Origin of the sequence: Actinacidiphila yeochonensis CN732 (genome assembly GCF_000745345.1) — a bacterium.
Classification (GTDB): domain Bacteria; phylum Actinomycetota; class Actinomycetes; order Streptomycetales; family Streptomycetaceae; genus Actinacidiphila; species Actinacidiphila yeochonensis.
This window is the reverse complement of the sequence record NZ_JQNR01000005.1, coordinates 4119207-4132146: the sequence shown is the minus strand read 5'-3', so window position 1 is coordinate 4132146 and position 12940 is coordinate 4119207. Positions and strand designations below refer to the sequence as shown.

At 75.2% G+C, this 12940-nt stretch carries 13 protein-coding genes and 1 pseudogene; 7 read left to right on the top strand and 7 right to left on the bottom strand.

The window, feature by feature from the left end:
- Positions 1-96: 96 nt before the first annotated feature.
- Together BS72_RS28720 and BS72_RS28715 are read right to left on the bottom strand one after the other, a co-directional pair.
- Positions 97-594, bottom strand: a complete 498-nt coding sequence (locus BS72_RS28720; RefSeq protein WP_157856351.1) for a hypothetical protein — start codon at positions 592-594, stop codon at positions 97-99.
- The gene (locus BS72_RS28715; protein ID WP_157856350.1) at positions 591-1721 is read right to left on the bottom strand and encodes a lactonase family protein; all 1131 of its coding nucleotides are present in this window, start codon (positions 1719-1721) and stop codon (positions 591-593) included. Before BS72_RS28715 ends, BS72_RS28720 begins: the two co-directional genes overlap by 4 nt.
- Before the next feature lie 569 nt (positions 1722-2290).
- Here BS72_RS28715 and BS72_RS28710 point away from each other — a divergent pair.
- Positions 2291-3112, top strand: a complete 822-nt coding sequence (locus BS72_RS28710; protein WP_157856349.1) for a hypothetical protein — start codon at positions 2291-2293, stop codon at positions 3110-3112.
- A gap of 115 nt (positions 3113-3227) precedes the next feature.
- On the opposite strand, the gene BS72_RS28705 is transcribed toward BS72_RS28710, so the two are convergent.
- From BS72_RS28705 to BS72_RS28695, 3 genes are all read right to left on the bottom strand, one after another.
- Positions 3228-3734, bottom strand: a complete 507-nt coding sequence (locus BS72_RS28705; protein ID WP_037914720.1) for a DUF5709 domain-containing protein — start codon at positions 3732-3734, stop codon at positions 3228-3230.
- Positions 3731-4270: a type 1 glutamine amidotransferase domain-containing protein gene (locus BS72_RS28700; protein WP_037914717.1), complete on the bottom strand. Its 540-nt coding sequence runs from the start codon at positions 4268-4270 to the stop codon at positions 3731-3733. Before BS72_RS28700 ends, BS72_RS28705 begins: the two co-directional genes overlap by 4 nt.
- 376 nt (positions 4271-4646) lie before the next feature.
- On the bottom strand, positions 4647-5285 hold the full coding sequence (locus BS72_RS28695; protein ID WP_232792554.1) for an alpha-ketoglutarate-dependent dioxygenase AlkB: 639 nt from the start codon (positions 5283-5285) through the stop codon (positions 4647-4649).
- A gap of 86 nt (positions 5286-5371) precedes the next feature.
- Between BS72_RS28695 and BS72_RS28690 the strand changes: the two genes are divergently transcribed.
- Together BS72_RS28690 and BS72_RS28685 are read left to right on the top strand one after the other, a co-directional pair.
- A complete protein-coding gene (locus BS72_RS28690) occupies positions 5372-6916 on the top strand; it encodes an ATP-dependent DNA ligase (protein ID WP_037914712.1) in 1545 nt (514 codons plus the stop codon).
- Between the two features lie 136 nt (positions 6917-7052).
- Positions 7053-7730 carry a hypothetical protein gene (locus BS72_RS28685; RefSeq protein ID WP_037914708.1) on the top strand — a complete coding sequence of 226 codons (678 nt, stop codon included), beginning with the start codon at positions 7053-7055 and terminating at the stop codon, positions 7728-7730.
- A 50-nt stretch (positions 7731-7780) separates the two neighbouring features.
- On the opposite strand, the gene BS72_RS28680 is transcribed toward BS72_RS28685, so the two are convergent.
- A complete protein-coding gene (locus BS72_RS28680) occupies positions 7781-8152 on the bottom strand; it encodes a hypothetical protein (protein WP_037914706.1) in 372 nt (123 codons plus the stop codon).
- A 113-nt stretch (positions 8153-8265) separates the two neighbouring features.
- Here BS72_RS28680 and BS72_RS40075 point away from each other — a divergent pair.
- Both BS72_RS40075 and BS72_RS40070 read left to right on the top strand, forming a co-directional pair.
- A pseudogene (locus tag BS72_RS40075) lies at positions 8266-8541 on the top strand (hypothetical protein); the annotation flags it as partial.
- A 66-nt stretch (positions 8542-8607) separates the two neighbouring features.
- Complete coding sequence (locus BS72_RS40070) at positions 8608-8886, top strand: YchJ family protein (RefSeq protein WP_037914703.1); 279 nt, start codon at positions 8608-8610, stop codon at positions 8884-8886.
- Between the two features lie 414 nt (positions 8887-9300).
- Here BS72_RS40070 and BS72_RS28670 read toward each other — a convergent pair whose 3' ends face one another.
- Positions 9301-10545: an MFS transporter gene (locus BS72_RS28670; protein WP_051952058.1), complete on the bottom strand. Its 1245-nt coding sequence runs from the start codon at positions 10543-10545 to the stop codon at positions 9301-9303.
- Between the two features lie 541 nt (positions 10546-11086).
- Between BS72_RS28670 and BS72_RS37560 the strand changes: the two genes are divergently transcribed.
- Together BS72_RS37560 and BS72_RS28665 are read left to right on the top strand one after the other, a co-directional pair.
- Positions 11087-11260 carry a hypothetical protein gene (locus tag BS72_RS37560; RefSeq protein WP_198545972.1) on the top strand — a complete coding sequence of 58 codons (174 nt, stop codon included), beginning with the start codon at positions 11087-11089 and terminating at the stop codon, positions 11258-11260.
- 670 nt (positions 11261-11930) lie between these two features.
- On the top strand, positions 11931-12182 hold the full coding sequence (locus BS72_RS28665; RefSeq protein ID WP_037914701.1) for a DUF5133 domain-containing protein: 252 nt from the start codon (positions 11931-11933) through the stop codon (positions 12180-12182).
- Positions 12183-12940 lie beyond the last annotated feature (758 nt).

Below are 12940 nucleotides of genomic sequence, written 5' to 3'. Positions count from 1 at the left end.
CCGGTGCGGCCGGGCATCGCCGCGGAACCGCGCGCGGCGGGCGGCACCGTCACGTCGGCCCTCCCGGCCGCCTGCCCCCGGGTGCCGGTCGCGCTGTTACGGGGCCACCTGGGCCGTCGCCGACACGGTGCTCCCGTTGTACGCGCCGTCGCCCGCGTACGTGACGGTGTAGACGGCCGGACCGGCCACCAGGGGGACGTCGGCGATCTGGAACGTGCCGTCGGCGGCGACCTTGCGGGTGCCGACGAGGGCCGCGCCGGGCCCGGTGGCGTCCTGCCGGGTGACGGTGACGGTGGCGCCGGCGGGGATGGTGTCCGCGGCGGTGAGCCGGCCGTCCAGCTTGAGCTTCCTGCCGACCTTGGCGCGGTCCTCGAACTGCAGCCACAACGTGGTGTCGGCCTTCGCGGGCTTGGTGACCGTCACCGAGGCCGACTGCCCCGCCGGGGCGTGGCCCGCGTCGCCGTCGTAGGCGACCTGGTAGGAGACCTCGCCCTCGGCGGCCGCGGTGTCGGTGAAGGAGAACGTGCCGTCCGCGCCCACCGCGGCGTCCGGCAGCGCCGTGCCGTCGGGGTCCGCCGCGTCGGTGCGCGTCACGTGCACGGTCTGCCCGGCCGCGAACGCGCCGGCCGACGCCAACGCCCCCTCGACGGTGTAGGGCGTCCCCGCCTCGGCTTCCGCCGGGGCGTGAGGGTCATCGTGGTGTCGCCCCGCTCGGGGTTGTCGTAGACGTTGAGCACCGGAAGGGTGTCCCCCAGGCCCGACGCGCCCCCTGAGGCCGCGTACAGCCGCGATCCGTCCGAGGACCACGCCAGCCCGCCCTCGTCGACCGGCGGCGAGAAGGTGCGTCGCGGCGCGGACTCGCCCGGCGCGATCACGGACACCCCGGCCTCGGGAACGGACCAGTACGCCCAGCTGCCGACCGCCAGGGTGCCGTCCGGAGCGACGGCCACCGCGTAGGCGTCGCTCGCGGAGAGCTCCTTGTCCTCGGGCTGCAGGTCGCTGAGGCGGAAGAACGAGATCCCGGCCAGCGAGGCGACGACCACGTCCTTGCCGTCCGGGGTGATCGCGGCGTCGTTGAAACCGTTCCAGTCCGCGTACTGCTTCGTCTCCACCGGGGTGGCCGTGGAGACGTCGAAGACGCCGAGCCCCCCGTCGCCGAAGCTGGTGGTGACGACCAGCTGGTCCGGCTCCGCGGGGTCGGCAAGGACGATCGGGGCCGCGTCCGGCCACTGCCACTGCGGGTCCAGGCTCACGGTGGGGGTCTGCGCCCCCACGTCCACGGAGCCGATGCCGTTGGGTTCGGGCTGGGCGCCCCCGCTGTAGCTGAACCACAGCCGGCCGTCGACGAACGCCAGATGCCCCGTGCCGACGCCGGTCCGGTACACCGCGGTCTGCTGGAGCGTCGTGGTGCTGACCGCGGAGATCGTGCCGAGTTCGGCGTGCGCGATGTACAGCGTGCCGCCGTCGGGTGAGAGGGTCATCCAGCCGGCGTCGGCCTGGCCGTCGATCTCGCCGACCCGGTTGCCGTCCAGGTCGAAGACCTCGACGTAGGGCAGCTGGCCCTCGGTGCTGAGGTAGACGTGCTGGTTCCGCTCGTCCAGCACGATGCGCGGGGCCGGATAGGCGGCGTCCGCCGCCGCCGGCGTGGCCGGCAGTACGGCGAAGGCGGCCCCGGCCGCCACCGCGGCGGCCATCGTGGCCGCGGTCTTCCTGAATCGCATGAAACCCCCCAAACTCACGCGAGGGCACGGCCGGGCGCGATCCCCCGGTTCCGCGGTCCCCCATGGCGGCGCTTTCCCCAAGCGCCGTGCGGATGAGGCTAGTTGACCTCCGCTTGTCCTTCAACGACCGGCCGGTGCCGGTACCGACCGTGCACCGCCGGCCGCAGTCCCGCGGATACCGCCGCGAAGCCGGAGGGCCTGCCCGCACCGTGCGCGGCGGCACCTCCCAGGGTGTCCGGAAGCCGCCGGCGAGGACGTCCCCTCGGTTTTCCCGAAGCCGCGGAATTCCCCCCGCTATTCACGCCCTGTCCTACGTCTGGCGCGTTCGCCGGCAATCCGGTATGGCGGGCATCCGCGGAGTTCGATCCCCTCCGCCACGACACCTCGATCGCGTTTCCCGCAAGGTGGGTTGACGCTCGATCAGTGGCATGGCATACCAGACAGGCCGACTGGGCTCCGTCCGGCATCTTCATCCGATGCAGCCGATCTGGCGCTCCGGCAGTACGGCGGACCAGAACCGGTCCGCGCACACACCAGGCAGCGTTCACCTCGTTATTCGGAGGTTTCCCTTGCGTTTTCCCGGCATATTAAAATACCTCATCGGTAGATCCCGGCCCGGTCGGCTGGCGGCGTTGGCCGCGCTGGCCACGGCGGTACTCGCCGCCTCGCTGGTGTCCGTCGGTCCGGCGGCCGCGAACACCGAGCCCGGCGCGGCCCGCCCGGCGTCCTCGACCTCCACGACCACCGCGACGACCGCGAAGCCCCGCACGGCGAAACCGCTCGACTCGGCCCCGTGGATGACGCTGGAGGCCAGCCGGAACACGGTCAACGGCCTGCTCGTCGTGAACGGGTCCAACAGCAGCACACTGAGCGTGTACTCGTCCCTGGACGTCGGTCCGACCCCGTACTACATCCAGATCTGGGACCTCACCGCCAACACCCTGGTGGCCGCCTGCGGCTCGGGCACCGCGTGCTCGGCCAGCGTCAGCCAGACCTCCACGACCACGCACGCCTACGTGGCGACCGTCGCGCTGTACGCGTCGTCCTACCCGCCCACCGGAGTCCAGGCGACGTCGATGACCACCTACGTCGCCTGGGTGTTCGGCCTCGCGCCGTACTACAGCGTGTCGATGACGGGGCTGTCCCTGGACTACCCGCCGTACGACGGTGTGCTGACCGCGACGAGCAGTGCCGATGTCGGCTCCACGCCCTACTACATCGAGATCTTCGACGTGACGAAGGGCACGCTCGTGACCGAGTGCGGCACGGGCACCCAGTGCGTCGGCACCGTGTCCTACGCCGACAGCTTCGACACCCACGTGGCCTTCATCTCCGGATACGGCTCCACCCTGCCCCCGCCGAACATCCGGGCCGCCTCCAACAGCATGTGAGCCCCGGCCGGCGCCAGGCGTTTCCTGCCGTCACGCCAGGTGACGGCAGGTGACGGCGTGACGGCGGCCGGCCGCCTCGCCGTCACCCGGACGGGGGAACCCGGGCCGGAGTGCTTCAGCCGCGGTCGCCGTCGGCTTCCGCGGAGGTGGTCAGGCCGACGTCGTCCACGAGGTGGACGGCCGCCTCCTCCGCCGAGGCGGCCCCGCCGTCGATGCCGACGTCCTCGCCGGTGACGCCGTCCGTGCGCGGGTGGGCGCCCTCGTCGGGCGCCAGCAGGCGTCCGGAGCGGGGTCCGCCCGCCTCGGGGTCGACGAGTTCGCCGTCGGTGTCCTCCGCGTCGCCGAGGCCGTCGCCGGAGAGGGGCGGGCTGTCGGGGCGCTCCCGGGCGAGCCGCTGGTCCAGGGTCTCCCCGGCGCGCTGCTCACTGCCGGTGAGTCCCGTGCCCTCCACCGCCAGCGGGCGCTCGGGCGGGGAGAAGCCCTCGTCCAGCGCCTCCGCGACACCCCGGTCGACCAGGGTGTCCTCGGGGTCGAGCAGCCCGGTGTCCTCATGGACCTCACGGTCGTCGCCGTCGGGCTGGTAGACGTCGTCTCCGCGGCCGTCCGCGGCCTGCTCGGTCATGTGCGGGCACTCATCTCGGTCAGCACGGCCTCGCCGAAAGCGTCGAGGTCCGCGGGTTTGCGGCTGGTGATCAGGGTGTTCGGGCCGGCGCGGCAGACCCGCACCTCCTCGTCCACCCAGGTGGCGCCCGCGTTGCCGAGGTCGGTCCGCAGGCTCGGCCACGAGGTGAGGGTGCGGCCCCTGACCACACCGGCCTCGATCAGCAGCCAGGGAGCGTGGCAGATGGCGGCGACCGGTTTCCCCGCGGCGAAGAACTCCCGGGTCAAGGCCACCGCCCCGGCGTGCAAGCGGAGCGCGTCGGGGTTGGCGGTACCGCCGGGCAGCACCAGGAGGTCGTAGTCGACGGCCGACGCCTGGTCGACGGTGGCGTCCACCAGGAAGGTGTCGCCCTTGTCGAGGTTCTGGAACGCCTGGACGCTGCCCGGCGCGGTCGAGATGAGCCGCGGGTCGCCGCCGACCGCCGACACCGCCTGCCAGGGGGAGGTCAGCTCGCTCTGTTCGACGCCCTCGGGCGCCACGAGGAATGCGGTGGTCACGGTGTCGCGCTCCTCCCGTCCGTCGGGTGTCCGCCGTCCGTCAGGTCGCCGTCCATCAGGTCGCCGTCCATCAGGTCGCCGTCCATCAGGTCGTGTCCGCCGCCCCGAACCGAGCGGACCCGCGCTGCCGCGGCTCCGCGGACCGCCGGGACGTGCGGTGCTTCCTGCCCTTACGACGCCTCGGCTACCCCTGCTGCGATCACGGAAACGGGCCCGGGCCGCCGCGGACCCGATGGACGACCGCGGCGGCGGGCGGGGCAGAGCGGGCGGGACGGGCAAGGCCGGGCCGGGCCGGGGCAGACGGGTCGGGCCCGGGCAGACGGGCCGGGGCAGACGGGCCGGGCCCGGGCGGACGGGTCGGGGCGGACGGAACCGCTCAAGAGACACCGCGCGGCCGGAACTGGACGCTGATGCGGCCACCGACGCCGGCGCGGGTCTTGGGCACGGAGTGGTCCCAGGTCCGCTGGCAGGAGCCGCCCATGACGATGAGGTCGCCGTGGCCGAGCGGCACGCGGGCCTCGGCGGGGCCGCCGCCGCGCGGGCGCAGGAGCAGTGGGCGCGGTTCGCCCAGGGAGACGATCGCCACCATGGTGTCGCCGCTCGCGCCGCGCCCGAAGCGGTCGCCGTGCCAGGCGACGCTGTCGCGCCCGTCGCGGTAGAAGCACAGGCCGGCCGTGGTGAAGGGCTCGCCGAGCTCGGCGGCGTAGTGGGCGCTGAGCGCGGTGCGGGCGCGCTCCAGCAGCGGGTCGGGGAGCGGCGCGCCCTGCGCGTAGTGGCAGAGCAGGCGGGGCACGGTGACCACGTCGTCGTACATCCGGCGGTGTTCGGCGTGCCAGGGCACCTCGGCGGCGAGCCGTTCGAAGAGGGCGTCGGCGCCGGTGAGCCAGCCCGGGAGCACGTCGATCCAGGCGCCGGACCCGAGGTGGGTGCGACAGGCCGTCGGCAGACCGGACGGGTCGGCCAGATCGGACAGGCCGGGCTCGCCGGCGGCGAAGAGTGAGCCCTGCTGGTGCATGCTTTCACGGTAACTCATTCTTCGTACATTCATTCGATTAAGCCGGTGGAGGGGCGGCTGTCGGTGCCGCGGAGCAGGATGGGGACATGCTCTTCGCCGAGGTCGCCAGGGTGTCGCGGGAAGTGGCGCGGACGTCCGCGCGGTCCCGCAAGACGCGGCTGCTCGCGGACTTCTTCGCCGCCGCGCGGCCGCAGGACGCGCCGGTCGCCATCGCCTACCTGTCCGGACGCCTGCCGCAGGGCCGGATCGGCGTGGGCTGGGCGGCGCTGCGGGAGCGCGCGGACCCCGCGCCCGAGCCCTCCCTGACGGTGCTCGGGGTGGACGCCGCGCTCACGGAGCTGGCCGCTGTCTCCGGGCAGGGCGCGCAGGCAGGCCGCCGGGCGCTGGTCCAGGACCTGTTCGCGGCGGCGACCGCGCCCGAGCAGGAGTACCTGCTGGGGCTGCTCACCGGGGAGGTGCGGCAGGGCGCCCTGCAGGCGGCCGCTGTGGAGGGCCTGGCCGCGGCCGCGGGCGCCGAGCCGGCGGCGGTGCGCCGGTCGGTGATGCTGGCCGGCGCCCTGGAGCCGGTCGCCGAGGCGCTGCTGGCCCGCGGACCGGCGGCCCTGGAGGACTTCCGGCTGGCGGTGGGACGGCCGCTGCTGCCGATGCTGGCGACCTCGGCCGGTTCGGTGCGGGAGGCACTGGCGAAGCTCGGGCCGTGCGCGGTGGAGGAGAAGCTGGACGGCATACGCGTTCAGGTGCACCGCGACGGCGACGGGATCTGGGTCTTCACCCGCACCCTGGACGACGTGACGGAGCGGCTGCCCGAGGTGGTGGCCGCCGCCCGCTCGCTGCCCGCCGACCGCTTCGTCCTCGACGGCGAGGTGCTGGCGCTGGGCGAGGCCGGCCGGCCGCGGCCCTTCCAGGAGACCGCCGGGCGGGTGGGGTCCACGGTGGACGTCGCCGCGGCCGCCCGGGCGGTACCGGTGCGGCCGGTCTTCTTCGACGTGCTCTCGGCCGGGGAGCGCGACCTGCTCGACCTGCCCTGCGCCGAGCGGCACGCCGTCCTCGCGGAGCTGGTGCCGGAGCCGCACCGGGTGCGGCGGCTCACACTGCCCGCCCCCGAGGCGCCGGGGGCGGCGGAGAAAGCCGAGGAGTTCTTCACCGAGACGCTGCGGCGCGGCCACGAGGGGGTGGTCGTCAAGGGCCTGGAGGGGATCTACGCGGCGGGGCGGCGCGGGGCCTCGTGGATCAAGGTCAAGCCGGTGCACACGCTGGACCTGGTGGTGCTGGCGGCCGAGTGGGGGCACGGGCGCCGTACCGGGAAGCTGTCCAACCTCCATCTGGGCGCCCGCGCCGAGGACGGCTCCTTCGTCATGCTCGGCAAGACGTTCAAGGGGCTCACGGACGCCCTCCTGGAGTGGCAGACCGGCCAGCTGCTGGCCCGCGCCACCGAGGACGACGGGCATGTGGTCACGGTCCGGCCGGAGCTGGTCGTCGAGGTCGCCTACGACGGGGTGCAGGCCTCCTCGCGCTACCCGGCCGGGCTGACCCTGCGCTTCGCCCGGGTGCTGCGCTACCGCCCGGACAAGCCCCCGGGGCAGGCGGACACGGTGGCGGCGGTCCGGGCCGCCCACGAGGGCGGCGGGTAGAACCGCCCGCCGCCCGCACCGCCCGGTCCGGCCGCCGCCGGTGCGAGGGGTCGGTCCTGGTTGCTCGTGCCCGCGTGGGGTACCCGCCAGAGCCGCGAGGACGTCCTGGAGGAGAGCACGACGGAGGTGGAGCGACATGGCCACATCCCGCGAACGGTCCGGACCCCCCAGGCGCGCGGTGGTACGCGCCCTGCTGGACGGTTACGGGCGGACGTACGCGCAGGAGGCGGGCATCCGGCTGCGGGACACGCCGCAGCCGCTGTACCGGCTGCTGGTGCTGGCGGATCTGCTCAGCACCCGGATCCGGGCGGGCGTGGCGGTGGCCGCGGCCAGGGAGCTGTCGGCGGCGGGCCTGCGCGACCCGCGGCGGATGGCGGCGGCCCGCTGGCAGGAGCGGGTGGACGCCCTGGGCCGCGGCGGCTACCGGCGCTACGACGAGAGCACCGCCACCCGGCTCGGCGAGGGCGCGGAGCTGCTGCTCAGGGAGTACCGCGGCGACCTGCGCCGGCTGCGGGACCGGGCCGGCGGCGACACCGCGCGGATCGGCGGCCTGCTCCAGGAGTTCCCGGGCGTGGGCCCGGCCGGCGCGGACATCTTCCTGCGCGAGGCGCAGGCCGTGTGGCCGCGGCCGGCGCCCTACGTGGACGGCAAGGCCCTCCAGGGTGCCCGCAGCCTCGGCCTCCCCGACAGCCCGGCGGCGCTGGTGCGGGCCTCGGACGGCGCTGACCCGGCCCACCTGGCGTCGGCGCTGGTGCGCGTCGCCCTGGACCGCTCCGCTCCCGGACGGGTGCTGGAGGCGGCAGCTGCGGCCTGAGCCCCGGGCGGCCGCCGCGGAGAGACCGGCCCGGGGCTCAGGCGGAACCGCTACCGGTTGTCGAGCCTGAGCTGCGCCTCCTGTTCCTGGTCCCCCGAGGCGGTGCCGACGACCCGGACGGCGAACGCCTCGGCGAGGCCCTCGCGCAGCCGGTCCACCGCCCGGTAGCCGCCCTGGGCGGTGACGGTGACGGGGGCCGAGAGCCGTGCCGGCCCGGCCAGGCCGATGGTGCGGGAGACGTCGAAGGTGGCGGTCCACACGGTGGTGTCCTCCTCGACGTCGTGCGGGCTGTCCCCGGAGGACGCCGTGAAGCTGGCACGCAGCGCGTCCAGGACGGCGCGCGCGTCGTCCGTGGGGCAACCGTCGAGGACGACGGCGACCTGGGCCTCGGGGTCTGTGGTGGAGTCGTGCGCGGTGGTCACGGATACGTCCTCTCGGAGGTGCGGTTCGGCCCCGGCGTCCGGTCCTCGGACCCGGATCGGGTTCAGCCGGACGCGGTCCCGGGTCCGGGCTCCCGCGCCGGGGCGACGGGCGGGTGCCCGCAGCGGTCGGGACCGGTCGGGCGGTCAGGCATGTCAGGGCCCTCGCACACCGCGTTTCCCCTGAGGCCGGGGCAAAACCCCGGGCTGCGCCGTCCGGGCGCCGACCGTCCGGGTGGCTCCGCCGCCGCGCGGGCGGTCCGGCACAATCGGGGGATGCCGTCCCGTCCCCGCTCCGCCGCCCGTTCCTCCCGGACCGCGCGCCCTGCCGCCGTACCGCCCGCCCCGACGCGCCCTCGGACGCCGAGCCGTGCCCCTGCGGGCTGGGCGCCTCGTACGGCGACTGCTGCGGCGCCCTGCACGCGGGCCGGTCCGCCGCCCCGACCGCGGAGCTGCTGATGCGCTCGCGCTACGCCGCGTTCGCCGTCGGCGACACCGAGTACCTGCTGCGCACCTGGTCGCGGCCGACCCGGCCGCGCGAACTCCAGCTCGACCCCGGCATCAGCTGGACCGGGCTGGACATCCACGGGGCGACCGGCGGTACCGCTTTCCACACCGAGGGCACGGTGGAGTTCACCGCCCGCTTCACCGCCGGCGGCCGGGCCGGCGAGCAGCACGAGAACAGCCGCTTCGTCCGCGAGGACGGCGCGTGGGTGTACGTCGACGAGGTCCGCTGAGGACGTCGCGAGGCGGCGTGCCGCCGGCACGAGCGCGGGCACGGGAACGAGGGCGAGGCGGGCGCGGGGTCCGCTCCCCGGTGGCGTGGACGTCGCGGCGCGCCACACGGTCGGGGCCGAGGCGCGGCAGGTGCCGGCCGAGGCTGCCCCGAGCGCGGGCGCTGCCGCGCGGGTGGCTCGTGGTGGGCACGGCCCGCGCGTTCGGCGGCGTCGGCCTGCTCAGGGCGGTGCCAGGCCCGGTCGGGGCCGCGGTGGCGGCCGCACCGGAGCGGGCCGGGCCCGCCCCGCCCCGCCCGCGTCGCCGCGCCGTCCTCCGAGAACCCCCAGTTGTCCGCGTAAGCCCCCCGGGCACCCAGGAGAACCCCCGGGAACCGCCGAGACCCCGGAGAACGCGACGCGGGGAGGGTTCCGCGCTCAGGCCACCGGGGTGCGGGCGTCGTACCGGACGAAGCTGCGCTGCAGCAGTCCGATGAGGGTGATCGCGACGACGCACGCGAGGCCGCCGCCGACGATCGCCACGGTCGGGGTGAAGATGTCGGAGGCGGAGCCGGCCAGGAAGTCGCCGAGCCGGGGGCCGCCCACCACCACGACGAGGAAGACGCCCTGGAGCCGCCCGCGCATGTCGTCGGGGGCGGCGGACTGGAGCATGGTGTTGCGGAAGACCATGGAGACCGTGTCGGCGCATCCGGCCAGGCCGAGCAGGAGCAGGCCGAGCAGGAGGTCGTGGGTGAGTCCGAAGACGGTCATCGCCGCGCCCCAGGAGGCGATGGCGATGAGCACCGCGAAGCCCTGGCGGTTGACGCGCTCAAGCCATCCGGAGAAGACGCCGCCGATCAGCGCGCCGACCGCCGTGGCGGCCGTGAGCAGGCCGACCGTGCGGCTGCCGCCGCCGTACCAGAGCGCTGCCAGCGCCGGGAAGAGCACCCGCGGCTGGGCCAGCACCATGGCGGCCAGGTCGGAGATGAAGGTGGTCCGCAGGTTCGGCCGGGCCGCCAGGTAGCGCAGGCCCTCCGTCACCGAGGGCCGCCGCCGGACGGCCGGGGCGCCGCTTCCGGGTTCGCCGTCGTCGCCCGGCAGCATCGCCGGCAGCCGCCACATCGCGTACAGGGAGGCGGTGAACGCGACGACGTCGATGAGGTAGGCCGACTGGTAGCCCCAGAAGCCGACGAAGACACCGCCGAGCATGGGCCCGGCCATCTGCTCGACGCCGCCGGCCATGGAGGCGAGGGCGTTGGCGGCGGGCAGTTTCTCGGCCGGCAGCAGCCGCGGGATCATCGAGGAGCGGGCCGGCGAGTTCATGGCGAAGCAGACCGCCTGGAGCGCCACGACCGTGTAGAGCGGCCACACCTTGTGCACGTGGAGGATGGCCAGGGCGGCCAGCGCCGCCGACAGCGCCGTCGCCCCGAACGCCGTCGTCATCCCCAGCCGGCGCCGGTCGACCGCGTCGGCGACGGCCCCGCCGTACAGGCCGAAGACGATCAGCGGCACGAGCGAGCAGAGGCCGACCAGGCCGACGTAGAAGCTGGAGCCGGTGATCGCGTAGACCTGGAGCGCCACGGCCATGGCGGTCATCTGCTGGCCTATCGCGGAGATCCCGTTGCCGAACCAGAGCCGTCGGAAGTCGGCGTGCTCCCGCAGCGGGGAGATGTCGGCCAGCAGCCGGGAACGGCGCCGGACGGGACGCGGGAGATCGGGCGCCGCGGGGACGGGCGGACCCGGTGACCCGGATGGCGCAGTCCCGGGCTCATGGTCCTTTTCACTGTTGAGCACGCAAAACCGTAGCAACCGTTCACCCTTCCGGGGGAGGCTGGTCCGGTATGCGGACCACGCCTGTACAGCCCCCGGAAGGGGGATACGAAGCCGGGGAGTACGCCCACGTGTACGGAAAGTGTCGGCCAGGCGTGCGACCGGCGGTCCCGGAGAGGTGACAGAAGGGTCCGATGAATGCCCTTACGGCGCGGAACCGGCTGGTGGCGGTCGCGGCACCGGCATAGGCTGACCGCGACGAACCGGCTCCCAGGGACGTACACCACCCCGGAGCCCGTCCCGGGACCACCGCCGACTCGGCGGCCTTTCCGGCACCCCCAGGCGCCACCGCGTCCAACCGACCTCCGACCAGGAATCCCGGCCGGGCGCCGCAGACGCGCGAGCCAACCCCGCGCCGGTGCGTTCCGGTCCACGCGACGCTAAGGAGTCCGCGGTGTCAGCAGAAGATGTCGAACTCACGGAGAAGACGGTGCGGCGTGGTGGCGACGGCGCCGCGCTCATGAACGAGGAACTCCCCCTCGACGCCTGGGCCCGGTGCGCGCCCATCCGTCTCGCCGGGTACGAGGACGACCCCTGGGAGACGCACATCCTGCGCAGCATCGACTGACGCGGGGCCGCCGGGCGGCGGCAACCGGCGGCAGGCACGGGCACGGTGCCCGCGCGGTGCGGGCTCGCGCCCTGGTGCGGGCCCGCGCCCCGCACCCCGGGGACAGCACGGCCGCCCGAGGCCCTCTCGCCCTGCGCCGCCGCGCGCCGTCCCCGGCCGCCCGGCCTCAACTCCCCTGCCTGGACGGGCCTTGCCTGTACGGCCCACACGTGCCGGCCGGCCGCCTGCGCGCGGGCGGGCAGCGACGGGAGACGGAGGACGCGCCGCGTGGCGTCCCGCCGACCGCCGTTGAAGGACACGCCGACCGTCACCCTCCGCAACCTGGCGCGCCGTCAACTTGTCCTCCAGGGAGGGCCGCTGACGCCGGACGGGCGAGCCTTCCCGCCCCCCGCGCGCGGCCCCGCCGCGCCGACCCGGAGCCGCGGGGGACCGGGCCTGAACCGCCCGGACCGACGGCGGGGACGGCCCGACGAGGGCGCCGCCGGGCGCGGACGCGAGGAATCCGACGGACGCCCCGACCGCCTCACGACCTGCGGCCTACGCCGGTCGCCGCTGTTCATGTGACGCGCCTCATGCAGCTATCGACGTAAATTTTCCGGGCATTGGGCATGCCGACGCAAGGAGCGGGAATACGCGGCTCGACTTCGCCGATTCACCGAGGAGTTGCGACATGCTGATGGCCCACCCGACCGTGCTGACCAAGCTCGTTGAGCGCTACGAGGCGCTCCGCCTCCTCGTCGAGGAGCAGCACGCCGACGGCTCGGACTCCGACTCGAACGTCCTCCAGCAGCTTCAGGACACCATGTACACCCTGTGCGTCTCGACCGGCACCCGCCAGATCTCCGACGCGCTCTCGGCCGCCCGCGCTCACATAGAGCGATCGGTCGCCCTGGTCCCCGAAGCCGACGCCACAGCGGCCTGACGCCCCGCCGCGCCCGTGAGGCGCCACCGAACCGGCGGTCCCGCCCCTGGGGCCGCGTACCCGGCCACCGCGGCCGAAGCCGTCCGCGACGCCCCGACCCCGAACAGGGGCGCGGGCCGGGTGCGCGGCCCCCGCCCGTCCCTCCCCGCGGCGGCGCCCGGTCCCGCGGCCCGGAGGACCCGCGGGGGTTGGCCCGTCCGGGGGAATTCCGCGCTCAACGCGGCTCATTCGGACGCGCCAGGTGTTGTTCCGGGCACGGAGCGGGCAATGCCGCCGGTGAGGGCTCCCGGAAGGCAGTGAGCGTATGGACAGGGCCGCCGCCCGCAGAGGTCTGGTCACCGCGATGGTCGCCGGCGGCGTGCTGGCCTCGGCCGGCTGCGCGCCGGCGGACGCCGCGGGCGCCCGCGCCGCCGGTTCGCCCGCCCGCGCCGCCGGTTCGCCCGGCCTCACGTCGGGCAGCGGCGCCCGAACGCCCCAGGGCGTCGCGGGCCGGACCCTCGTGCCCGCCCCGGCCTTCGCCGACGACGCGGCGAACGGCGGCGCGGCGAACGGCGGCCCGGCCACTCCCCCGCCGCCGTCGCACCTGCCGGTTCCGGCCCCGCCCAACGAACCGAACTCACCCGGCAGGCCGACCCCTCCCATCGGGCCGCCCCTCCCGACGGGCCGGCCACGGCGCCGCCGCCCGCCTCCCCCGCCGCCGACCCCCGCCGCCCGCACCGGAGTTGGCGCGCACCGGGTCCTGCGGTCCGGGCTGGGCC